The sequence below is a fragment of the Clostridium sp. RTP31139st1_H3_RTP31139_211217 genome, from assembly GCF_040227035.1.
Classification (GTDB): domain Bacteria; phylum Bacillota; class Clostridia; order Clostridiales; family Clostridiaceae; genus Clostridium; species Clostridium saudiense.
This window is the reverse complement of record NZ_JBCOAB010000022.1, coordinates 1-24,332: the sequence shown is the minus strand read 5'-3', so window position 1 is coordinate 24,332 and position 24,332 is coordinate 1. Positions and strand designations below refer to the sequence as shown.

Annotated in this window: 22 protein-coding genes; 20 read left to right on the top strand and 2 right to left on the bottom strand. The window is 29.4% G+C overall.

Annotated elements, in window-relative coordinates:
• Positions 1–22 precede the first annotated feature (22 nt).
• From ABUA17_RS10535 to carB, 7 genes are all read left to right on the top strand, one after another.
• Complete coding sequence (locus ABUA17_RS10535; RefSeq protein ID WP_042401208.1) at positions 23–1,267, top strand: glutamate-5-semialdehyde dehydrogenase; 1,245 nt, start codon at positions 23–25, stop codon at positions 1,265–1,267.
• A gap of 262 nt (positions 1,268–1,529) precedes the next feature.
• The gene (locus ABUA17_RS10530) at positions 1,530–2,126 is read left to right on the top strand and encodes a SanA/YdcF family protein (protein WP_042401211.1); all 597 of its coding nucleotides are present in this window, start codon (positions 1,530–1,532) and stop codon (positions 2,124–2,126) included.
• Positions 2,127–2,253: 127 nt separating this feature from the next.
• Positions 2,254–2,697, top strand: a complete 444-nt coding sequence (locus ABUA17_RS10525) for a GNAT family N-acetyltransferase (RefSeq protein WP_195951502.1) — start codon at positions 2,254–2,256, stop codon at positions 2,695–2,697.
• A gap of 21 nt (positions 2,698–2,718) precedes the next feature.
• The gene (locus ABUA17_RS10520; protein ID WP_042401216.1) at positions 2,719–3,498 is read left to right on the top strand and encodes an SDR family NAD(P)-dependent oxidoreductase; all 780 of its coding nucleotides are present in this window, start codon (positions 2,719–2,721) and stop codon (positions 3,496–3,498) included.
• A gap of 10 nt (positions 3,499–3,508) precedes the next feature.
• Positions 3,509–4,318: a Cof-type HAD-IIB family hydrolase gene (locus ABUA17_RS10515; protein ID WP_195951501.1), complete on the top strand. Its 810-nt coding sequence runs from the start codon at positions 3,509–3,511 to the stop codon at positions 4,316–4,318.
• Between the two features lie 543 nt (positions 4,319–4,861).
• Positions 4,862–5,911, top strand: a complete 1,050-nt coding sequence (locus tag ABUA17_RS10510) for a glutamine-hydrolyzing carbamoyl-phosphate synthase small subunit (RefSeq protein ID WP_042401221.1) — start codon at positions 4,862–4,864, stop codon at positions 5,909–5,911.
• A 13-nt stretch (positions 5,912–5,924) separates the two neighbouring features.
• Positions 5,925–9,131 (top strand): carbamoyl-phosphate synthase large subunit, encoded by a 3,207-nt coding sequence (gene carB, locus ABUA17_RS10505; protein ID WP_042401223.1) that lies wholly within the window; start codon positions 5,925–5,927, stop codon positions 9,129–9,131.
• Positions 9,132–9,189: 58 nt separating this feature from the next.
• Here carB and ABUA17_RS10500 read toward each other — a convergent pair whose 3' ends face one another.
• A complete protein-coding gene (locus tag ABUA17_RS10500) occupies positions 9,190–9,882 on the bottom strand; it encodes a hypothetical protein (RefSeq protein ID WP_349819613.1) in 693 nt (230 codons plus the stop codon).
• Positions 9,883–10,083: 201 nt separating this feature from the next.
• Here ABUA17_RS10500 and ABUA17_RS10495 point away from each other — a divergent pair, with 201 nt between their 5' ends.
• The 8 genes from ABUA17_RS10495 to ABUA17_RS10460 all read left to right on the top strand — a co-directional run bounded on the left by ABUA17_RS10495 (position 10,084) and on the right by ABUA17_RS10460 (position 18,890).
• Entirely contained in the window at positions 10,084–10,386 is a 303-nt protein-coding gene (locus ABUA17_RS10495) for a hypothetical protein (RefSeq protein ID WP_042402031.1), read from the top strand.
• Between the two features lie 118 nt (positions 10,387–10,504).
• Complete coding sequence (gene murI, locus ABUA17_RS10490; protein ID WP_055291675.1) at positions 10,505–11,281, top strand: glutamate racemase; 777 nt, start codon at positions 10,505–10,507, stop codon at positions 11,279–11,281.
• Between the two features lie 135 nt (positions 11,282–11,416).
• Positions 11,417–11,689, top strand: coding sequence for an STAS-like domain-containing protein (locus tag ABUA17_RS10485; protein ID WP_042402027.1), 273 nt, complete (start codon positions 11,417–11,419; stop codon positions 11,687–11,689).
• A gap of 305 nt (positions 11,690–11,994) precedes the next feature.
• Positions 11,995–12,519 carry a peptidylprolyl isomerase gene (locus tag ABUA17_RS10480; RefSeq protein ID WP_042402023.1) on the top strand — a complete coding sequence of 175 codons (525 nt, stop codon included), beginning with the start codon at positions 11,995–11,997 and terminating at the stop codon, positions 12,517–12,519.
• A gap of 89 nt (positions 12,520–12,608) precedes the next feature.
• Positions 12,609–12,983, top strand: a complete 375-nt coding sequence (locus tag ABUA17_RS10475; RefSeq protein ID WP_042402020.1) for a DUF3783 domain-containing protein — start codon at positions 12,609–12,611, stop codon at positions 12,981–12,983.
• On the top strand, positions 12,976–13,650 hold the full coding sequence (locus ABUA17_RS10470; protein WP_055275408.1) for a helix-turn-helix domain-containing protein: 675 nt from the start codon (positions 12,976–12,978) through the stop codon (positions 13,648–13,650). The genes ABUA17_RS10475 and ABUA17_RS10470 overlap by 8 nt, the downstream gene beginning before the upstream one ends.
• 278 nt (positions 13,651–13,928) lie before the next feature.
• Positions 13,929–17,492: a S8 family peptidase gene (locus ABUA17_RS10465; protein WP_042402017.1), complete on the top strand. Its 3,564-nt coding sequence runs from the start codon at positions 13,929–13,931 to the stop codon at positions 17,490–17,492.
• A gap of 63 nt (positions 17,493–17,555) precedes the next feature.
• Entirely contained in the window at positions 17,556–18,890 is a 1,335-nt protein-coding gene (locus ABUA17_RS10460; protein ID WP_042402015.1) for a peptidoglycan-binding domain-containing protein, read from the top strand.
• Between the two features lie 72 nt (positions 18,891–18,962).
• On the opposite strand, the gene ABUA17_RS10455 is transcribed toward ABUA17_RS10460, so the two are convergent.
• Complete coding sequence (locus ABUA17_RS10455) at positions 18,963–20,024, bottom strand: YkvI family membrane protein (RefSeq protein WP_042402013.1); 1,062 nt, start codon at positions 20,022–20,024, stop codon at positions 18,963–18,965.
• Positions 20,025–20,157: 133 nt separating this feature from the next.
• On the opposite strand from ABUA17_RS10455, the gene ABUA17_RS10450 reads away from it, so the two are divergent.
• The 5 genes from ABUA17_RS10450 (at position 20,158) to ABUA17_RS10430 (ending at position 24,194) form a co-directional block, all read left to right on the top strand.
• On the top strand, positions 20,158–21,243 hold the full coding sequence (locus tag ABUA17_RS10450; RefSeq protein WP_042402010.1) for a hypothetical protein: 1,086 nt from the start codon (positions 20,158–20,160) through the stop codon (positions 21,241–21,243).
• A gap of 116 nt (positions 21,244–21,359) precedes the next feature.
• Positions 21,360–22,283 (top strand): tRNA modification radical SAM protein MnmL/YtqA, encoded by a 924-nt coding sequence (gene mnmL, locus ABUA17_RS10445; protein ID WP_195951799.1) that lies wholly within the window; start codon positions 21,360–21,362, stop codon positions 22,281–22,283.
• A gap of 174 nt (positions 22,284–22,457) precedes the next feature.
• Entirely contained in the window at positions 22,458–23,027 is a 570-nt protein-coding gene (locus tag ABUA17_RS10440; RefSeq protein ID WP_078061398.1) for a sigma-70 family RNA polymerase sigma factor, read from the top strand.
• Complete coding sequence (locus tag ABUA17_RS10435) at positions 23,020–23,754, top strand: hypothetical protein (RefSeq protein WP_195951800.1); 735 nt, start codon at positions 23,020–23,022, stop codon at positions 23,752–23,754. The genes ABUA17_RS10440 and ABUA17_RS10435 overlap by 8 nt, the downstream gene beginning before the upstream one ends.
• Before the next feature lie 5 nt (positions 23,755–23,759).
• Positions 23,760–24,194: a DUF2752 domain-containing protein gene (locus tag ABUA17_RS10430; protein ID WP_055275401.1), complete on the top strand. Its 435-nt coding sequence runs from the start codon at positions 23,760–23,762 to the stop codon at positions 24,192–24,194.
• Positions 24,195–24,332: the final 138 nt, after the last annotated feature.

Genomic DNA, 24,332 nt, shown 5'->3' with positions numbered 1-24,332 from the left:
TGTAGAGAGGAGTTAAGTAATAATGAATGAATTAATTATTAAAGGAAAAAAAGCTAAAGAAGTATCTTTCATACTAGGAAATTTAAGTACTGGAGAAAAAAATAATGGATTAAATGCTATGGCTGATTTTTTAGTTAATAATAAGGAAGAAATTATTAATGCTAATAAAATTGATTTACAAGCAGCAATAGAAAAAGGTACATCTAAATCTATGCTTGATAGATTAGCTTTAAATGAAGAAAGAATAGAAGGAATGGCAAATGGATTAAGACAAGTTTCTGCACTTCCAGATCCAGTTGGAGAAGTCTTAGGAATGTGGACTAGACCTAATGGATTGCAAATAGGTCAAAAAAGAGTTCCTTTAGGAGTTATAGGAATAATATATGAGGCAAGACCAAATGTAACAAGTGATGCAGCAGGATTATGCTTTAAAGCTGGTAATGCAGTTATTTTAAGAGGTGGAAGTGAAGCTATTAACTCTAATAAGGCTATAGTTAAGGTTTTAAGAGAAGGACTTAAATCTATAGATCTTCCAGAAGATGCAATTCAATTAGTAGAAGATACTAGCAGAGAAGTAGCAACTGAAATGATGAAATTAAATGAATATATAGATGTTTTAATTCCAAGAGGAGGAGCAGGGCTTATTCAAGCCGTAGTCAGAAATGCAACTGTACCAGTAATTGAAACTGGAACAGGTAATTGTCATATATATGTTGATGAATTTGCAGATTTTGAAATGGCTAAGAATATTGTATTAAATGCAAAGACTTCAAGACCATCTGTATGTAATGCTGCTGAAAAGTTATTAGTTCATGAAAAAATAGCTAAGGAGTTTATGCCAATTATTTTAAAAGCTTTAAGAGATAAAGAAGTTGAGGTTAGAGGTGATGAAACATCTATAGCTTATGATTCTTCAATAATAAAGGCTAATGACGAAGAATGGTATAATGAATATTTAGATTATAAAATTGGAGTTAAGGTAGTAAAGAATATAGATGAAGCAATAAGCTTAATTAATCACTTTGGTTCAGGTCATTCAGAAGCAATAGTTACTAAAGATTACGAAAACTCACAAAAATTCTTACAGAAGGTAAATGCAGCTGCTGTTTATGTAAATGCATCAACTAGATTTACAGATGGAGAAGAATTTGGATTTGGAGCAGAAATAGGAATCAGTACACAAAAGCTTCACGCAAGAGGCCCTATGGGACTTAAAGAACTTACAACTATTAAATACATTATCTACGGAAACGGACAGATAAGATAAGTGAGCCTCCAAATTTTAATTTGGTCAGGCGAACTTACTCAGCCGACAGAAGGAGGCAGAGTTTCAATAAACGCCTCCAAATTTTAATTTGGTTAGGCGAACTTACTCAGCTGACATAAGGAGGCAGAGTTTCATTTGTGATATTTCATTAAAAATATGTAGAAAATCAGTTAATTAGGAGTTTTTATCTAAAAAACAATGTACAAATTTTAAAATCAATACATATCATATAGTAGAAGAAATAGTCGAGAAGGAATAATATATGGCCTATGTATTGATTTTTTGTTTAATAGTAGCGCTAATTGTTCTTAGCATATTTGTAGTAATGGACATGTATGGCAATAAGTACATTTTAGACATGAAAGACCTTCCGATAGATTGTGATACAGTAATTATTTTAGGTGCTGGTATAAGACCTGATGGAAATCCTTGTGATTTATTGGCAGATAGGTTAGATACGGGTGCTAAAGTATATGTAAGAAGAATATGCAAAACTATTTTGTTAACTGGTGATAATAGTGGTGAGAATCACAATGAACTTGCTGTTATGAAAAACTGGATTATGAAAAATTACACTGAAGAGAATATTAGAGAATCAGATTTATTAATAGATAATTGTGGTTTTTGTACTTATGATAGTATGAAGAGGGCAAAGAATATATTTAATATTAATAGAGCTATAATATCAACTAATAGATATCATTTGCCAAGAGCCATATTTATTGCAAGAAGATTTGGAATTGAAGCATATGGGATAGCCTCTGATATGAGGGAATACGATAGAATGAAGAAATATAAGAGAAGAGAGCGTTTAGCTCAAATTAAAGATTTCTTTTTATGCCTTATAAAGATATATTAATGTATCTTTATAAGGCCTTTTTTTATTTATAAATAGAAATAAATTATATTTTTAATAGATTATACTTAAATTATATTGGATAATAAAGAGATAAAATAGTAGCAAGAAAAGGGAAGGAAGTAGAAAAATGTTTGAAATTAAAAAGTTTAATGATTTAACAGTTAATGAAATGTATGAAATTGCAAAATCTAGGTTTGAGGTTTTTGTTTGTGAGCAGAAGATAGTAGAAGAACAGGATTTTGATGATAAAGATAAGGTATGTCATCATATAATGTTAAAAGAAAATGAAAGAGTTGTTGCTTATTGTAGAATAGTACCTAAAGGAGTAGGATATGATTATATTTCAGTAGGAAGAGTTTTAGTACTTTCAAGTCATAGAAGAAAAGGAATTGCTCAAGAAATGATGAAAGTAGCATTAGAGTTTATTAAAAACAATTTAGATGAAAAAACTGTAGTATTATCAGCACAACTTTATGCTAAAGGATTATATGAAAGTGTAGGATTTAAGGTTATATCAGATGTTTATGATGAAGTTAATATTCCCCATGTTAAAATGAAAGTAGAATTATAATGTTTTTAGGAGAGGTTTATTATGAATAGTACAAGAAACTATACATTAATAACAGGTGCATCAACTGGAATTGGATATGAGCTTGCAAAGTTATTTGCAAAGGATAGACATAATTTAATTTTAGTTGCTAGAGATGAAGGTAAATTAGAAACAGCAAAAAATGAATTAAGTAAATGTAATGTAGAAGTAAAAATATTAAGCTTAGATTTATCAAAGAGTGAAGATATTCAAGGTTTATTTAATTATGTTGAAATGAATAAGTTAAATGTAGATATTTTAGTTAATAATGCTGGAATTGGAACCTTTGGTGATTTTAGCGAAATAGAATGGGTAAAGGAAGAAGCATTAATAGATATAAATATAAAAGTATTAACTAAATTAACAAAATATTTCTTGCCTAAGATCATTGAATGTAAAAATGGAGGGATTTTAAATGTAGCTTCAACAGCTGCTTTTTGCTCAGGTCCTAGAATGGCAGCTTATTATGCATCAAAAGCATATGTACTTAATTTAACAGAAGCTATATATGAAGAGTGTAAAGATAGTGGAATAAGGATTTCATGTCTTTGTCCTGGTCCTGTTAAGACTACTTTCCAAGACAAGGCTGGAATTAAGAAAAGTGAATCTGCCAAGAAATATTTAATGGATGCAGAAGAGGTTGCTAAAGTTAGCTATAAAGATTTTAAAAAAGGGAAGCTTATTATAATTCCTGGAATGAAAAATAAATTATTAGTTATTGGAAATAAGCTTTTACCTAGACGAATCTCAAGAAAAATAATACTGAAAACTAATAAAAAATAAGGAGAAAAATATGGGGATTTTTGATGGATATTTATTAGTTTCTGATATGGATGGAACACTTTTAAATAGTAAAGGAAAATTATCAGAAGAAAATAAAAAAGCTATAGAGTATTTTGTAGATAATGGTGGTCAATTTACTTTAGCTACTGGACGTATGTTACCTTCAATAAAGAGACATATTCATAAGATGAAGGTTACACTTCCTGTAATTATGTATAATGGAACTAAAGTATATGATTTTAATGGTGATGAAGTAATTTGGGAAAAGTTTTTAGAGGAAGAACGAAAAGAAATAGTCAAAGTAGTAAATAAGGTTAATCATAATATAGGAATAGAGATATATAGTAATGAGCAAGTATATATTTATCAAGCATGTAAAAGAACTGAAAGATTTAGTAAGCTAGGTTATGATGTAATTTATAATGTCGATGATAGTATTTGGAATAAAAAATGGACTAAAGCGTTAATTGTAGGCGAAAAAGAAGAGCTAGATTTTGTTGAAACATATTTAAGAAAAGACTATGGTGATAATAATATTGTAAGAAGTTCAGATGTATATTTAGAAATAATACCAAAAGAAATATCAAAAGGACAAGCATTAAAGAAATTAGTAATGCATAAAGAAATTGAAGATTTTACGATAATTACGGTTGGAGATAATATGAATGACGTTGAGCTTTTACAAGAAGCTGATTATGGTTTTTGCATAAGCAATGGAAGTGAAGAATTAAAAAGAAAATCAAAATATATAGCACCAAGTAATGATGAAAATCCAATAGAATTTATAGTAAACTGGATAAAAGAATTAAAAAATAAATAAGTTTAAGAAAATAAAGCCATTAAGATAACAAATCCTAATGGCTTTATTTTATGTGTTTATAAAAATACAATGAAGTTACATAAATATTCATTGAGGAGTATAATTATAAAAAATACACATTGAAATATTTGGAATAGAGTGTACAAAAATTTAGATGGTAAATTCCATCTAATAAAGCTAATTTATTCTTGACAATAATTCGTGCTAAATATACAATAATATACAAAGATAAGAATAAATAATTAATTAGTTAAAAAGTACACTTTAAATTGGTCCAGAGAGGCCAGAAAGGAGTATGTAGGTATGTTATACGTAAATAGCAATAGTTACATCGATTTATCAAAAGAATTTTCTAAAGTAAATTTTAAATATAATAAGGATAGTATGGAGAGATTACATAGTTAAATGTCTCCTTACTATCCTTTTCTGTTATTTTTAACTAAATAAATAGTTAAGAAAATAGATAAATTATATTTGAAGTTAAAGAGCTTTTAGAAAGTGTATTTTTAGCTGTTATATACATGAATTTTAGGAGGGCTAGGAATGAAAGCAAGGCTTATATTAGAAAATGGCATGATTTTTGAAGGTAATGCATTTGGATACTTAAAAGATAGCGTAGGAGAGGTTGTATTTACAACAGGAATGACAGGATATCAAGAGGTTTTAACAGATCCATCATACTACGGACAAATTGTAACTATGACATATCCACTAATAGGAAACTACGGAATAAATTTAGAGGATAACGAATCAGATACACCTAAGGTAAGAGGATTCATAGTAAGAGAAAAATGTAGCTTCCCAAATAACTTTAGATGTGAAATTGGATTAGAAGATTACTTAAAGCAAAATAAAATAATAGGTTTAGAAGGTATAGATACAAGAGCTTTAACAAAGGTATTAAGAAACAATGGGACAATGAGAGGAATAATCTCATTAGAACATGAAACATTAGAAGAAGTTAAAGAAAAAATAAGTGCTTTTTCAAATAGAGATGCAGTAAAAATGGTAACTACAAAGAAACCATATACAATCGAGGGAACAGGAAAGCATGTTGCAATTATGGATTTTGGAATAAAAACAAATATAATAAGAAATTTCAAAAAGAGAAATTGCAAAATAACAGTATTTCCAATGACTGCTACAGCAGAAGAAGTATTATCAGTAAATCCTGATTTAGTATTTTTATCAAATGGCCCTGGAGATCCAGAAGATTTAACTGATGTAATAGAAAACATTAAAAAGATAGTTGGAGTTAAACCTATAGTAGGTATTTGTTTAGGACATCAATTACTAGCATTAACTTTAGGTGGAAAAACTACTAAATTAAAGTTTGGACATAGGGGATGCAACCATCCAGTAAAAGATTTAGAAAGAAATAGAGTTCATATTACTTCTCAAAATCATGGATATGTAGTAGATGAGCTACCAGAAAGTGTTATAGCAACACACTTAAATATTAATGACGGAACAGTGGAAGGTATGAAACATACTACTTTACCAATATACTCAGTTCAATTCCATCCAGAGGCTGCAGCAGGTCCGAAGGATAGTGAATATATATTTGACAGATTTATGGAATATGCACTATAGGAGGGTTTAGAAAATGCCATTAAATAAAGATATTAAAAAAGTTTTAGTTATAGGATCAGGACCAATAGTTATCGGGCAAGCTGCAGAGTTTGATTATTCAGGAACTCAAGCATGTCAAGCATTAAAGGAAGAAGGGATAGAAGTTGTATTAGTAAACTCTAACCCAGCTACTATTATGACGGACAAAGAAGTTGCAGATAAAATTTATATAGAACCATTAACATTAGAATTTGTTGAAAAAGTAATAGCAAAGGAAAGACCAGATAGTTTACTTGCTGGTATGGGAGGTCAAACAGGACTTAACTTAGCAGTTGATTTACATGATGCTGGAATATTAGAAAAGTATAATGTTAAAGTTATAGGAACTTCAATAGCTTCTATCAAAGAAGGTGAAGATAGAGAGCTATTTAGAGATATGATGCATAGAATCAATGAGCCGGTTATTACATCTGAAATAGTAACTGATATGGAAGCTGGTATGGCATTTGCAAACAAGATTGGTTACCCAGTTATAGTAAGACCTGCTTATACATTAGGAGGAACTGGTGGTGGAATAGCTGAAAATGAAGAAGAATTAAGAACTATTCTTGCATCAGGATTACAATTAAGTACAATAGGTCAAGTTTTATTAGAAAAATCAGTTAAAGGTTGGAAGGAAGTAGAGTACGAAGTAATGAGAGACTCTTATGGAAACTGTATAACTGTTTGTAACATGGAAAACATTGACCCAGTAGGTATTCATACAGGGGATAGTATAGTTGTAGCTCCATCTCAAACTTTATCTGATAAAGAATACCAAATGCTTAGAACTGCATCAATCAATATCATCAATGCAGTAGGAATCGAAGGTGGATGTAACGTACAATTTGCATTAAATCCAAATTCATTTGAATATGCAGTTATTGAAATTAACCCTAGAGTTTCAAGATCTTCAGCTTTAGCATCAAAAGCTACTGGATATCCAATAGCAAAGCTTGCAGCTAAAATAGCTTTAGGATATGGACTAGATGAAATTAAAAATGCAGTAACTCAAAAGACATATGCTTGTTTTGAACCAACATTAGATTATGTTGTAGTTAAGATTCCAAAATGGCCTTTCGATAAGTTCTTTACAGCTGATAGAGCTTTGGGAACAAAGATGATGGCAACTGGAGAAATAATGGCTATAGGTGCTAACTTAGAGTCAGCATTATTAAAAGGTATAAGAAGTTTAGAAATAGGAAAATATTCTTTAGACCATCCAAAGTTTAAAGAAATGAGCATTCAAGAATTGAAAGAAGCTGTAATGAAGCCAGATGATGAAAGATTATTTGCTCTTACAGAAATGATAAGAAGAGATTATAGAATTGAAAGTATAGCTAAAATTACAGGAATAGATATATTCTTCTTAGAAAAATTCAAATGGATAGTACATGAAGAAACTAGATTAAAATTAAGCAAAATAGATGATTTAGATAAAGAATGGTTATTAAATCTTAAGAGAAAAGGATTCTCAGATAAGGCTATAGCTGATATGTTAAGGGTTAGTCCAGATGATATTTATAGATTAAGAAATATTTGGAATATAAAGCCAGCTTATAAGATGGTTGATACTTGTGGAGGAGAGTTTGAAGCATTATCACCATACTATTACTCAACTTATGAACAATATGATGAAGTTGAAGTATCAGATAAGAAAAAGGTTATAGTAATAGGTTCAGGACCAATAAGAATAGGGCAAGGTATAGAGTTTGACTATGCTTCAGTTCACTGTGTAATGGCATTAAAGAAGATGGGAATTGAAACTATAATAGTTAATAATAACCCAGAAACAGTAAGTACAGACTTCAATATATCAGATAAACTTTACTTTGAACCATTAACAGAAGAAGATGTATTAAACATAATTGAAAAAGAAAATCCATATGGAGTTATTCTTCAATTTGGTGGTCAAACAGCAATTAAACTTGCAAACTTCTTAAAGGAAAAAGGAATTAAGACTTTAGGAACTACAGCAGATCAAATTGATATGGCTGAAGATAGAGAAAAATTTGAAGAATTACTTGAAAAGTTTGATATAGCAAGACCTAAAGGAAAAGGTGTTTGGACTTTAGAAGAAGGTATAGAAGAAGCAAATAGATTAAAATATCCAGTACTTGTTAGACCTTCATATGTATTAGGTGGTCAAGGTATGGAAATAACTCACGATGAAGAGGAGTTAACTTACTATTTAAGCAATGCATTTAAAAAGGATAAGAAAAATCCAATACTTATAGATAAATACTTAATGGGTAGAGAAATAGAAGTAGATGCCATATCTGATGGAGAAAATATTTTAATACCAGGTATAATGGAACATTTAGAAAGAGCTGGGGTTCACTCAGGAGACTCTGTAACAATGTACCCAAGCCAAAATATTAGCGAGGAAATCAAAGCGAAAGTTTTAGATTACACTAAGAAGTTAGCTTTAGCTATAGGAATTAAGGGAATGATAAACATTCAATTCATAGAGTTCGAAGGCAACCTTTATGTAATAGAGGTTAATCCAAGAGCTTCAAGAACAGTTCCATATATCAGTAAGGTAAGTGGAGTTCCAATAGTAGATTTAGCTACTAAGGTTATGCTTGGAGAAAAGTTAGTTGATTTAGGTTATGGAGTAGATGTTTATCCAGAACCAGAACTAGTATCAGTTAAGGTTCCAGTATTCTCAACTCAAAAATTACCAAAGGTTGAAGTATCTTTAGGACCTGAAATGAAATCTACTGGAGAAGTTTTAGGTGTAGGTAGAGATGTTAAGGAAGCATTATATAAAGGGTTTGTTGGTGGAGGAATGTACCCATCAATGGAAAAAGGAAAAATATTAGCAACTATCAATAAGCATGATAAGGCTGAATTCTTACCAATAGCGAAAGATTTAGCTAAAGTTGGATACAAGTTTATTGCAACAGAAGGAACTTGTAAGCTTTTAAGAGAATCAGGAATTGACTGTGAAGAAGTTAGAAGACTTAATGAACAAGAACCAAATATATTAGATGTTGTTAAGAATAAAGAAGTTGATTTAGTTGTAAATACTCCAACAAAGGGTAATGATTCTAAGAGAGATGGATTCTTAATTAGAAGAGCTGCCATTGAAAGAAATATAGGTGTTATAACAGCTTTAGATACGTTAAGAGCAATAGCAGATGTTAAGGTATCTGAAATTGATAAGAGAGATTTAGAAGTGTTTAATATAGCTGAATAATAAAAAAGGAACAGGAAAAATATTTTCCTGTTCTTTTTTATATGTTTTCATTTAAATATTACTCTGCAAATTGTAATTCGGAGCTAGAACCATCTTCAGAGCCAGAACTACCTTCAGAGCCAGAACTGCCTTCAGATTCAGAGCCACCATTAGATCCAGAGTCGCCATTAGATCCAGAACTATCATTAGAACCAGAACCATCTTGAGAACCAGAACCACCTTGAGAACCGGAACCATCTTGAGAACCAGAGCCATCTTGAGAACCAGAACCACCTTGAGAACCGGAACCGCCTTGAGAACCAGAGCCATCTTGAGAACCAGAACCACCTTGAGAACCGGAACCGCCTTGAGAACCAGAACCACCTTGAGAACCAGAACCACCTTGAGAACCGGAACCGCCTTGAGAACCGGAACCGCCTTGAGAACCAGAACTGCCTTGAGAACCAGAAGCACTTCCAGAACCAGTAATTGAGTTAGAATTGTTACCGGAACTTGGTTTGTTAGGGCTGCTTGTTGTTATATCATCATTTTCATCATCACTATAATAAATATCATTATTTTCATTATTATAAGTATTAATTTCAGTTTCAGTTTCAGTTGGTTCTTCTACTATAACTTCTTCTGGAGGAATATAAGCTTCTATTTCTTCATCTAATATAGCTTTCTTTTCTTTTAATACGATAGAATTATTAGTATCTGCCTTTGTTTGAATAAAATCAATTGAAAAAATTAAGATTGTAGCAACTAGCAAAATAATAATAAATATATTTTGAAATTTTTCAGATTTAAAATTCATAAAGTACATTCTCCTTGCATGATAAATAATAGTTTCACATAAATAATATTCTATAAAATGTAAAAAAATCCTCTAAATAAGTAAAAAAATGTTGACTAAGAACAAATGTTCTGATATTATTAAATCAATGATTGAACGTTTGTTCGGAGGTGCGGTATGAAAGAAAATAGAGGAATATTTGTAAAGGTTAATTATAAGAATATAGGTGAGTTAAATAGTTTCATTTATGATAGCATGAATGGAGTAAATAAAAATAAAGATAAATATGTAATGTGTGCTGGAAAATACAGCAAGGATGGTTGGACAATGGTTTTTAAAGCCAAGAGTATAAGAGAAGCAGAAGAGTTATTAAGTATTAATTCAGCCAAAAGAGAATCACTTAGAAAGCAAGAATTAATTAATACACAATTAATGGATAACGATAGAGTATTGATACCTTCATGGATGAATAATAACTAATTCATTATTTACATAAAGAATGCATAATAATTTATATATTATAATAAATCAAAGTGGATTTAAGCTTAATTAAGGTATAAAATAAAATTAAGGAATATATAAATTGGAGTGAGATGATTTGGATAAAAAGGATATGCCTATAGGCTTTTTAGATTCAGGGGTTGGCGGTCTAAGTGTAATGAGAGAAGCTATCAAGATAATGCCTAATGAAAATTATATATATTTTGGAGATTCAAAAAATGCTCCTTATGGAATAAAGCCTACAAAAGAAATAAGAGATTTAACATTTAATGTAGTAGATTTTTTAATGAATAAAGGAATTAAGGGATTAGTTGTAGCTTGTAATACAGCAACTAGTGCTGCAGTAAGTGAATTAAGGAGAACATATCCTGATTTGCCTTTAGTAGGGATTGAACCAGCTATAAAGCCAGCGGTTGAAATGAATAAAGGTGGCAAAATATTAATAATGGCAACTCCTATGACTATTAAACAAGAAAAGTTTAATTTGTTACTTAATAAATACAAAGACAAGGCGGACATAGTTCCAATACAATGTGCGGGACTTATGGAATTTATAGAAGAAGGAATATTAAGTGGAAGTCAATTAGAAGAGTATTTAAAAGATAAATTGTGTATATATAAAAAAGAAGAAATAGCATCAATAGTTTTAGGATGTACGCATTATCCATTTGTTAAAGAAACAATAGAAAAAGTTGTAGGTAGTGGAATTGCAATTATAGATGGTGGAGAAGGAACAGCTAGAGAAATAAAAAGAAGATTAAAAGAAAAAAATTTATTAACTAATAGAGCTACTAAGGGAGAAATATCAATTTATAATTCATTAGAGGAACAAAAGGTAATAGATTTAAGCTTAAAGTTAATAGAAAGAAAATAGAAAACGCCAAAAGGCGTTTTTTTTATTGAAGAAATAAATGTAAAAAATAATTGTTAAATAGTTGACAATATTCTGAAAATTGTATATATTATTATTAAAGAAAGAATTTTCAGAAAATTTAGGGGGATTAATAGTATGAATATTAAAGTTAGGGATTTATTAGGTGATAATTATTCAATAGAAGATGCTATTTTATTAAGAGAAATAATAAGAAATAACCTAGATCAAGGAGTAATTCTAGATTTTGATGGATATGATAGAGTACCATCAACATTTTTAATAAACTTATTTAGTGACTTAATATACAAATTCGGAAGAGACTACATTTTTAAACAAGTTGTTGTTAAAAATTTATCAAACTATAGAGATTATTCAAGAGTAGTATTAGGAACTGCATTTCAACAATAGAAAAATATAACCACATCTAAAGAGTAGAAAAATAAATTCATATCATAAATATTTATCATATATTTAGCTTCGATTATCGAGGCTTTTTTTCTTAAGTAAGATTCCAAATTTTAACTGAGGGTATAAATCTTAGATTGAGTTAGTAGAAGTTAACTACTTGTTAATTTGGTTATTCGAACTTACTCAGTAAATGAAGAGAGCTTAGTTTTCCTAAAAATTTAAGAAAATTTGTATAAAAGATTGAATTAGTATATTAAAATATGATAATAATAAATTATACCAAAAAATGAAAGTGAGGTAATAAAATGAAAAACCCTATAGTTACTATAGAAATGGAAAATGGAGATATAATGAAAGCTGAATTATATCCAGAAATAGCACCTAATACAGTAAAGAATTTTGTTGATTTAATAAATAGAGGATTTTATGATGGATTAATATTCCATAGAGTAATACCTGGATTTATGATTCAAGGTGGATGCCCAGAAGGAATGGGAATTGGAGGACCTGGATATAGCATTAAAGGAGAATTCTCAAGAAATGGATTCAAGAATGATTTAAAACATACAAAAGGTGTTTTATCAATGGCTAGAGCAATGCATCCAGATTCAGCAGGAAGTCAATTCTTTATTATGGTAGAAGATGCACCACATTTAGATGGTCAATATGCTTCATTTGGAAAGTTAATAGAAGGACTAGAAGTTGCTGATAAAATAGTAAATACTAAAAGAGATTATAGTGACAAACCATATGAAGATCAAGTTATGAAGAAAGTAACAGTAGATACTTTTGGAGAAAACTTTGGTGAACCTGAAATAATAGAAGATTAATATTTAATTTCATGTTAAATCAATAGGCTGTATCATATTTTTGATGCAGCCTTAAATTGAAGTTTTATAAGTATATCGGGGTGATTGAGATGATTAATAATAATAAGTGTATATTAGTATATGGTTTATCTAATTTAGACTTAGAGTATATGAAAAAGCTTGACTATAAAATAATTGAAATAACTCCAGAAATGTGCGAAATGACTTTAAGAGATATATTATCAGGACTAAGATTAGATATTTTTAATAATAGTCCACTTAAAGAAAAAGTAATACTTTATAATAACTTAACAGAAATTGAAGTGAAAAAAGTAATAAATGATACTCGAGAGGGTATCAAAGATGGAATATTAGCCGTAGTAACAGAGCAATCTATTAATTGGAAAGTAAATTACTTAATTAAGCATTTAAAGAATGAAAGAGATTGGTATTCAAAGGTTAGAAAGGAAATTAAAGATGAGTAGAGTTGGCGAAAAGATAAAGGAAGCTAGATTAAAGGCTGGAATGACTCAAAAGGCACTTGGTAAAAAATTAGGTGTAGCAGAAAAATTTATAAACGAAGTAGAGACTGGTAGAAAAATTGTACAAGAATCATTTATAGAAAAAGCAGCCAAAATATTAAATACAGACTTAAATGATGTTAGTATGGTTGTAACAGATGAAGCATTAATGGAAGAAAGAAAAAGTTATGCGGAAAGCAATAAGAAGCCTACTAAAATAGAAACAAATGATATTTGGGATAATGCATTTTCTACAGTATTAAAAAATGTTCCTATTTACGATTATAATTTAAAGAATATTTTAGGAAAAATAGAATTACCTATTCATTCAAATAAGGTAGAAGGATATCCTCAAGATAAGGTAATGTATTTACAAATTCAAGATAATGAAATGTCTGGTTTTAGAATGATGGAAGGCGATTTAGCATTTGCTCATTTAGTTAAAGAAGTAAGCAATAATGGAATATTTTTAGTAGATTATAAAGGTAAAAGAAAAATAAGGCAAATAAAAAGTCTTGGAAACTCTAAATTGCTTTTAGTAAGCAACGGGGGAGCTCTAATGACTGAAACTGTTGAAAGTAAAGAAATTGCAGTTATTGCAAAGATAGAAAGAATTGAAATAAGATTATAGAAAAGTGCCAATGGGCACTTTTTTTATTATATAAATATTAAAAGTTCATGCAAGTAAAGTAATATATATTGCTGTGGGGATGATGTGGATAAGTTAATCGAAACTGTGGATAACTTTTATATTAGTGTTAAATAAAATTTTTTGAATGAGGCTAATAAAAAATTTATTGATTTAGTTTTATATATTTTTATAAAGGAATTAGCAATGTTACTTTTTTAAATGCACTAGTTCAAATATATAGAGTTAAGCATATATTTATTAAGAGGAATTATTATGAGGTGGTAAATATAGAAAGTAATAAAAATAATTTAGGGCTATTAAAAAATATACCTAAATCAATATTATCCAAAGTTAACATATCAAATAATTTTTTAGCAGCTAGTAATGATACTGAAGTTGAGGTAAGTATAATTTCAGGTAGTTCTCCAGAGGAGATTTCTCAAATTGTAGAGAATTTAGGTGGAAAATATACTGATTTAGGATATGGGTATGGGATAGTATTGATTCCTATAGAAAATCTTACAGCTTTAGCCACAAGTCCTAAAATCCAATATATTGAATTACCAAAAAGCTTATATACTAATGATTATGAAAGTAACAGAGCTTCCTGTATAACTCAAATAAATTCATCAAATTTAAAGGGGCAGGGTGTTTTAATTGGTTTTATTGACACAGGAATAGATTATACTCATCCTGCATTTAGAAATGCTGATGGAACAACTAGAATAGAATATATATATGATTTAGATCAAGGTGGAAAGGTATATACTAAGGAGCAAATCAATGAAGCACTTAAATCATCTGATCCATATTCAATAGTTAGTTCAACTGATGTTACTGGACATGGAACACATGTTGTAGGAATAGCTTGCGCTGGAGGAAATATAGATACCAAGTATTATGGGGTGGCTCCAGAAAGTTCAATAGCAATGGTTAAGGTTGCTAGAAGTAGGTTTGCACTAAGTACGCAAATAATGCGAGGAATAAAGTTTCTTATTGATAAAGGAAAAGAACTAAATATGCCTTTGGCTATAAATATGAGTTTAAGTACTAATGATGGAGCTCATAACGGAAGTAGTTTACTTGAACAATATATTTCAACGGTATCTGCTACTCAGAGAGTAACTATAGTTATTGCAGCAGGTAATGAAGGAGAAGCTGCACATCATGTAGGAGGAACATTAGAAGATATAAATGAAGTATATTTTAATATTTCCTCAGATGAATCTATAGTTGTAATAAACTTATATAAATCATTATTGCCTGATGTAAGTATAGAGTTGCTTTGTCCAGGTGGATTTAGTACAGGAGAAATAATATTAAAAGAAGGATTTAATGAAGGAACTATAGGTAACTCTAGATATTCCATATATTTAACTGGACCTAAACCTTTTGATGTAAGTGGAGAAATTGGCATTATGTTAACAGGTATTAATGAGTTCGTATCACCTGGTCAATGGAAGATAACTTTAAGAAAAGTGAATGAATATGATGGGAAATTTGACATGTGGTTACCTATTTCAGAAGGGTTAAATATTAATACTAAATTTTTAAATCCAGTTGCTTATAATACAATAGGAATTCCTGCTACAGTTAGAAATGTAATATCAGTTGGTAGTTATAATTATTTGGTTAATATTATATCACCGTTTAGCGGTAGAGGAGAAATGTATAATGGACAATATATAAAACCAGATATAGTTGCACCGGGGGAAGGAATTTATTCAACTATACCAAATAGAGGATTTGATAAAAAGACAGGTACATCTATGGCAGCACCACAAGTAACTGGAGCTGCTGCACTTATGATGCAATGGGGTGTAGTTAATGGAAATGATCCATATTTATATGGAGAGAGATTAAAATATTTTTTGATTATAGGATCCAAAAAGGGAAGAGGTGATATACAATATCCAGATGCAGCATGGGGATATGGAGAACTTTGTTTAAGAAATAGTATTAATTTAGTATCTCAAACGCTAGGCTTAGGATTTAGAAGTATTGATATCAAAAATAGACAGGATAATCAATCTTTTAAAGGAATAGAAGAAATAAATGTTAATTATGATACAAGTAGTGAAGAGAATGTGTTCCTTTTAGTAGAAGTTGCTGATTCAGATGATCTTAAAAATATATTAGAAGTATCAGGAGTTTCGGGTTTAATGATATCAACAAATTTTGCAGTAATAATTACACCTGCAAATAAGATTAATGAAATAAATGAATTAGTTATAAGAATAGTTAATATGGAAATTTCAACTATATTAACATTGAATGAACTTTCTCCAGTGGAAGCTAGTGGAGCTCCTACATTTAATAATAATCCATACTTAAGGCTTAATGGAAAAGGTGTATTGGTAGGTGTAATAGATAGTGGAATAGATTATCTTAATAAAGAATTTCAAAGGGAAGATGATACTACAAGAGTTTTAAGAATATGGGATCAAACTATACAGGGAGATAAAGAAGTATATGGATTAAAATATGGAATTGAATATACGGAAGAAGAAATAAATAAAGCCATAAGCTTACAGGCTACAGGTGGAGATCCATATAGTATAGTCCCATCTAAAGATGACATAGGTCATGGTACTAAGGTAAGTGGAATTATGGGAGGAAGAGGAATAAATCCTGCTTTAAAAGGAGCTGCCCCAGATTGTCAATTTGTAATTGTTAAATTAGCTAGAGCAACTAAGGTTGAACTTGATGCGGCACTTATTGATAAAACAGATGTACCTTCCTATAGTCCTTGGAGCGTGCTATTAGCATTAAGATATGTAGTTTCTGTTGCAAGAGCATTAGAAAAACCTGTAGTTGTATTTATACCGCTTGGAAGTAATATGGGATCTCATACTGGTAATGGAATTATTGAAGCATCTATATCTAATTTTTCAAGTCAGGCATCAACTGTAGTTGTTGTTCCTACAGGAAATCAAGGTAATACAGATACTCATACCGAAGGAATAATTGAAAGAGTTGGTGATGTAAAAGATATAGAAATAAGAATTGGTGAAAAACGGAAAAATTTACCGATAGAAATATGGATAGATAAACCAAATAGAGTTAAGCTATCTATTATATCACCAACGGGAGAAATTATAGATAATCTTGAATCTAAAAATACAAATAATGAGAGAATTAAATTTTTATATGAAGAAACTGAAATGATAGTGAATTTTACTTCTCCTGAATTAACAACAGGAGATTCGCTTATTTTTATAAGGGCTTATAATTTAAGAGCAGGCATTTGGAAATTTAGATTAACAGGACAATATATAGTAGGCGGTAAATATTATTCTTGGATACCTCAAAGAGAACTTATAGATAATGAAACCAAGTTTTTAAATCCTGTTGAATATACAACTCTTACATTACCAAGTACATCAAGAGGAGCAATTTCAGTAGCATATTATAATCAAAATAATAACGCAACTTTATCAGAATCTAGTAGGGGTTATACAAGAGATGGGCGTATAAAGCCAGACATAGCAGCTGGAGGAACTAATGCCTTAGTAACTAATCCAGGAGGTACGACTTCACTAATGACTGGAGCCTCAGTTGCTGGAGCTGTCGTTTCAGGATGTTGTGCTCTTATTCTTCAGTGGGCAGTTAGTGATGGAAATTATCCAGATATATATTCAGAACAGATAAAATCTTATATTATAAGTGGTGCTAAAGGAAGGCCAGGAGATATTTATCCTAATAGAGATTGGGGATATGGGATGTTCGATTTACAAGGTATATTTGATAGAATAAGAGAAACTTATACACCAAGATCTGATGGAGGCTTTCAAGAATATAGGGTTAATAATTTATTTATTAGAAAGCCAACAGATTTATAATAATCACTAAATATAATTTAAAAGCATATTAATATAGTGAATTAATTTATATAGGAGTAATATATGGCAGAAAAGGGCGGCTTAAAGTTGCAATGCTTTGTTGGAGATACTTATATTCCTATAGAAGGAATAAAAGCTACATTGGTATCTTCACATGGATCAGGCGGAGAAAGTAAGGAAGTTGAACTTACAACTAATTCGTCTGGAGAATCGCAAGTAATAGAATTATCAGCACCATTATTAGAATATTCACAGAACCCAACAGGAAATATACCATATAGTCTTTATGATTTAAGAATTGAAAGGCAAGGTTTTCAATCATTAGTCGTTAATGGTATACAAATATTTCCTGATGAAATTGCAATTCAACAATGTAATTTAGTTGAGGAATCAAGGAGGGTCGGTAATAGGGCAGATGTGATAAATATTCAGCCTAATACATTGAATGGAAATTATCCATCAAAAATACCCGAAGAGGTTGATAAACTATTACCACCTCCAACAAGTGGAGTAGTTTTACCAAAACCTGTAGTTCCGGAATTCATTACAGTTCATGCAGGAGGACCTAATAATACAACAGCACCAAATTATACAGTACCTTATAAGGATTATATTAAAAACGTAGCTTCTTGTGAGATTTATTCAACATGGCCAGAAAGTACTATCAGAGCTAATGTATATGCAATTATATCATTTACATTAAATAGGATTTATACAGAATGGTATAGAGGAAAAGGTAAAAATTTTGATATAACTAATTCAACAGCTTATGATCATGCATTTAATTATGGAAGAAATTTATATGAGAGTATAAGTGTCATTGTAGATGATATATTCTCTACTTATATACGAAGATTTGGTAGAAAGCAACCGTTATTAACTCAATATTGTGATGGTAAAAATGTTCAATGTCCAGGTTGGATGACTCAATGGGGAAGTAAGTATTTGGGGGATGAGGGAAAATCTCCATATGAAATATTAACATCATTTTATGGAAGTGATATTGAATTAGTTACAGCTGAAGTTGTTGAAGGAAGTCCAAGCTCATATCCAGGATATGATTTAACCGTTGGATCTAGTGGGGATGCAGTACAAACTATTCAAGAGCAATTAAATAGGATAGCTCAAAATTATCCATTAATACCTAAATTAGCAGTTGATGGGGTTTATGGAGATAAGACAAAAGAGGCAGTAACAGTATTTCAAGGCGTTTTTAATTTACCACAAACAGGTGTTGTAGATTATGCAACTTGGTATAAAATTTCAGATGTTTATGTTGGGGTTACTAAAATAGCGGAGCTTAGATCAAGTTGTAAACAAAAGATATTTATACCACCAATATCATTTGATATTATAAATTCAAATGAAATACCAAGATTTAATTATTTTGGTGATTAGTAAAAATTATAAAATGATTTTATGGGTTAGCAATTACAAGTTTTATTACAAGTAAATGCTAACCTATTATTTTCAATTATTAAGTTCAGATTTATTTTTATGATAAAAGAAAATGCACTGTGTAATGAAGATTAAACTCAAAATACCAAAAAGAGGATATAAAGTTGATATTAGATTTGAGAAACCTATTTGTGATATTGGTAAAGCAACAGCTAATACAATAAATATTCCCTTCTTAAACTTGATATTAAATGATTGTTCAAGAGTTTTGCTTATTGAATATACATCGGATACTTCAGTGGAGAACATTTCAAGCCAAATTATAACCAAAAGTAATGCTTGAACCACACTTCCAAATCTTTGAGCAACTAAAAGTAAAGGAATTTCTAATTCATATATATATGGTTGGTTTGCTAGTAGTAATAAGTTAATAGCACTTGATAATAAAGTTAATCCTAAAGCACCGCATGCAATTCCATATACCATAGTTTTAGAATTTTTTGTTTCATTACTTAAAGGTACTAAAACTCCAGAGCAGCAAAGAACATTGTAGCCGGCATAAAGGATAGTAGAAACTGCAACACCTTTTTTAGGTGGTTCAAATGAAGATATAAATTGAAAAGATATAGAATCTCTACAAAATAAAAAATATAAAACTATGATAAGTGTTATTGTTCCTAATAGTGACGGAACAATAAATGAGTTTACTTCAATAAGTCCATCAGTACCCCTTAGTAAAAATACAGAGGCAAGGCATAGCATTATTAATGATCCAACTATTTTTGGAATTCCAAAAAATTGATTAATCAAAGCACCACTACCAGCCAATATTATTGAAGCACTTGAAATAAGATAAAAAGTTGTAATTACACCTGTGAGTTTACCTAGCAAATTAGGACTTATTATTTTTAGAACATCACTATAGGAATTTAGACTATATTTAATACTTATTTTAGCTATTATTGATCCCATTAATATATAAAATGCTCCACAGAAAAGTATTCCGAAAAAGCTAGTCAAACCAAAGGAAGTGAAAAATTGAGTAATTTCTTTACCCGATGCAAGTCCAGCTCCAACAATGGTTCCTATAAAAACAACTGCAATTTGAAAAATTTTAGAAAAATCCTTCTTCACGCACATCCCCCCAATATATTTCTAATATCTAATATATAAGGATTACAGTATAATTATTCTTTTTATTTGTGAATAAGGTATAAGTTATTAGGAAAAATAAATTTAAAAGCAGAATAATTGTAAGGAGATTAATATGATTAGCATTAAAAGGATTTTAAGTGGAATATTAATTTTATCAATTAGTGTACTAATTAGTTGTTCAAATGCAAATGAATCTAAAGAGGAGGTCTTAGATTTATTTGATGTTTTTAAGGGAAAGGATTTAGCTACAGATTACTTAATTAATATAAGAAATGGTGATATAAATGGTGCAACAGAAATTTGTGATAAGGAACTTGTAGATAGTACTATTAACTTATCAGAGGGAGTATCGAATATTACTGGTTTTCAACTTGATAAAACTGTAGCAAGTAGTGAGTTTGCATATTATATATTTAATGTTATTAGGGATTCTAATATTGAACCTAAAAGTGATTTAGAACAATACACTATAAAGGTAAATAGAAATGGTGATAACTATATTATCGGGGAGATAAAATCAAAATCACAAAGAGAGTTATATATAAAAAATAACGCAATTAGGATAATTGGTGATAAAGGTGGAAAGAGTAGTTTGGTTATTAGTTTAAATAATATACCAAAGGATACCTATTTAAGTAAAAATAAAATGATGCTTTATAAAGAAAAAGTGCCTAATAATAATTTTGGAAAAGTTGTTTTAGGTTTTACAGGTAAGAAAGTTGCTATTTCAACTATAGATGATAAAAATTCATATATTTGTATTGCGTATATTGATGATACTTTAATGAATGGAGGAACAGATGTAGTTGATTTAAATAGTGATTCACAAAGTTCACAAATAGGAGGAGAAATCCAAGATGCATTTGAAAAGCCAGTTGCTAGCAAAGTTATATCTGTAGATTTGATTAATAATTCAGAAATAGATGATTTTATATTTTCTAAAGAAGATGATAATTTAGCTGTAAACTTTAGAGATCAAAATGGATTAAGTAGATTAAATATATATAAAGCTGAAGATGGAAAAGCTGTAGATACAAAATTTAATGAGATATTTAAGCCAGAGATATACAATATTAAAGCTCAATATTTTGATGATGATAAAGTAATTTTTGATGTATTTAAAAGTGATTCAACTACTGATGAAACAACAGGAAAGTATAGTTTAGATTTAAAGAGCAATGAAATGATTAAATTGTAATTAGTTAATAAGTATTTTATAATAAAGAAAAACATAAAAGAGGTTAATGCAATTAGCATTGCCTCTATTTTAAATTATATCAAATATATAATTTATAGATTTTAAGGAGAAAAAATATGAAGGAATGGAATGGAAAAAGGTATCACAGCTTAAATTATTTCCTAAGAAATAAATTCGGCGAAAAAATATATAAAATATCATTAGATGGGGGATTTACTTGCCCTAATAGAGATGGAAAAGTGGCTAAAGGTGGATGTACTTTTTGTAGTGCAAGAGGATCAGGAGATTATGCTGGCAGCAGAATATTATCTATAAGTGAGCAGTTTGAAGACAGAAAGGTAATGATGGAGAAGAAATGGAAAGATGGAAAGTATATTGCTTATTTCCAAGCCTACACAAATACCTATGCTCCTGTTGAAGAATTAAGAAGAAAATATGATGAGGCATTAGATCAAAAAAATGTTGTTGCTTTATCAATAGCAACAAGACCAGATTGTTTAGATAAAGATGTTTTAGATTATCTTGAAGAGCTTAATAAAAAAACATATCTTTGGGTTGAGTTAGGATTACAAACTATAAATGATAATACTGCACGCAATTTTAATAGAGGATATGATTTAGAAGTATTTGATAAAAGCATAAAAGAACTACAAAAAAGAGGAATTGAAGTTGTAGTTCACACTATTTTTGGACTTCCTGGTGAAACAAAGGAGGATATGCTAAAGACTGTAGATTATGTTGCTCATAGTGGATCACAAGGAGTTAAATTTCATTTGTTGCATTTAATGAAGGGGACTAAAATGGTAGAGCAATATGAAAGTGGGGAGTTAAAGCTTTTAAGCAAGGAAGATTACATAGATTTAATTTGCAAAGGGATTGCTATGATACCAGAAGAAATGGTTGTACATAGATTAACAGGAGATGCTCCGAGAGCAAGCTTAATTGGACCTATGTGGAGCCTGAAGAAATGGGAAGTATTAAATGATATTGATAAAGCACTTGTAGACAATGATATTTGGCAAGGCAAAGATTTTAAGTAAATTATAGGGTGATATAGAGCGACTGTATGAATTGTTTTTTTATAACAGTCGCTTTTTATTTTATAATATATTATGAGAACACTAACTTTATTATGTTGGTAGGTATAAATTCGACTAAGCAAATTGAGATTTCTAATTTTACTTATGGAACAAAGTGGGACAAATAATTGTCAAATGGAGAGGAAAGGAGCGAAAGTTTTGGAAGCTTCGATATATGATTACAGTAAAGATCAATTAATAATGGAAGTAAAAAGAGCAAAAGCTGGAGATAAAGAGGCATTTTGTACGCTAATAAGATTAAATAAGGTAGCAGTATATAGAGTAGCTAAATCTATATTAAACAAAGAAGAGGATGTAGAGGATGCTGTTAGTGAAGCTATATTAAAGGCATATAAGAATATACATACTTTAAAGGATGAAGCTTTTTTTAAAACGTGGTTAATAAGAATAGTTATTAATGAAAGCAATAATATATATAAAAAAAGGGCTAGAGAAATAGCTGTAGATAAGGAGCATTTTAAAAATATAAGCGTTAATGATAGTTATAAGGATTTAACTTTATATAATGCAATTAATTTACTAGAGGATGACTTAAGAACAACAACTATATTATTTTACTTTGAAGATATGAAATATAAAGATATAGCAAAGGTTTTAAACGTAAAAGAAGGAACTATTAAATCTAGATTATCTAGAGCAAAAGAAAAGTTACATAATATTTTAAAGGAGGAGCTTCATGGATAATTTTGATGAATATTTAAAGAATAAAAGTCATATGGAAGATAAAGAATTTATTTTACCAAAATCATTTGATAATAAGATTGAAGAAACTCTGGGCAATTTAGATAAGGTAAATTTGGAGAAAAAGAAAAATTGGTATAGCAATAAAAGGGTTTGGGCCACAGCCGCATGTTTTGCATTTATTTGCCTAACAGCAATATCAATAAATAGTAATATTAATTTAAATAAATCATCTGATATTTTAAGAAGTGCAGAAAACAATATAGAAGAATATAGTACTAATACTCCAGAAGTAGCAATGTATGATAGCGGAGAATCTAGAAGTATTGAGGAAGATTATGGTGATGAAACTCAAAAATCAGAATTAAATTTGAGAGATAGTATAGATGATGGTCTTATAGATGTCAGCAATATAAGCAAAGTTGTTATTAAATCTATGGGAAATGATAATAAATATAAGGCTATAGATAAAATTATAGATATAGAACTTATTATTGGTTTTATTAATGAAATTCCTAAACAAGAAGTTGAAAAGCAAGATATAAATGATTGGAATTTTCTAATTCAAACTAGTGGAGTTGGAGTTAATCACACTATAATAATTCAAGATGATATTATGAATATAGATGATAAATGGTATAAGATAAGTTCTGAAAATAATAAAAATTTTAAAGAAATTTACAATAATCTAAATTATCAAGAAGATGATATACCATATTGTAATTATTAAATGATATGAAGAAATATGATAAGAATTTAAGTATAAAGATTATATTTAGTATGGGAATAGGGTTGATTATTATTTACTTAATTTTAAATCAATTTTCTAAGGTAACGGGAACAATTTGTTTAATAAGAGGCTTAATAGGTACGCCTTGTCCTTCTTGTGGAATAACTAGGGCAATAATAGCTGTATTAAATGGTAATTTTATAGGAGCATTTAAATTACATCCATTATTTTGGATGCCTTTTGTTATAGGAATATTAATAATGTTAAATAGAAAATATTATAAGCTGATATTAATTGGAGCTATTATTGTTTTTATTGGAGTTTATCTAGTTAGGATGAGTATTTTATTTCCAACTGTAGAACCAATGAAATATAATGAAAAGTCTATAATTAATCAATTAAGTGATAAATTTAATAAGGGTATCAAGCTTGGTAAGTGACAAATGGCAAGTTAATGAATAAATTCAGCTTAGGCCGAATTTATAATATATATTAGAAACTGAGACTGTAGATAATTTTGTGTAATATAGTTTCTTATAAATCAAATATTACTGGAAATTTTGATTTCCAGTAATATT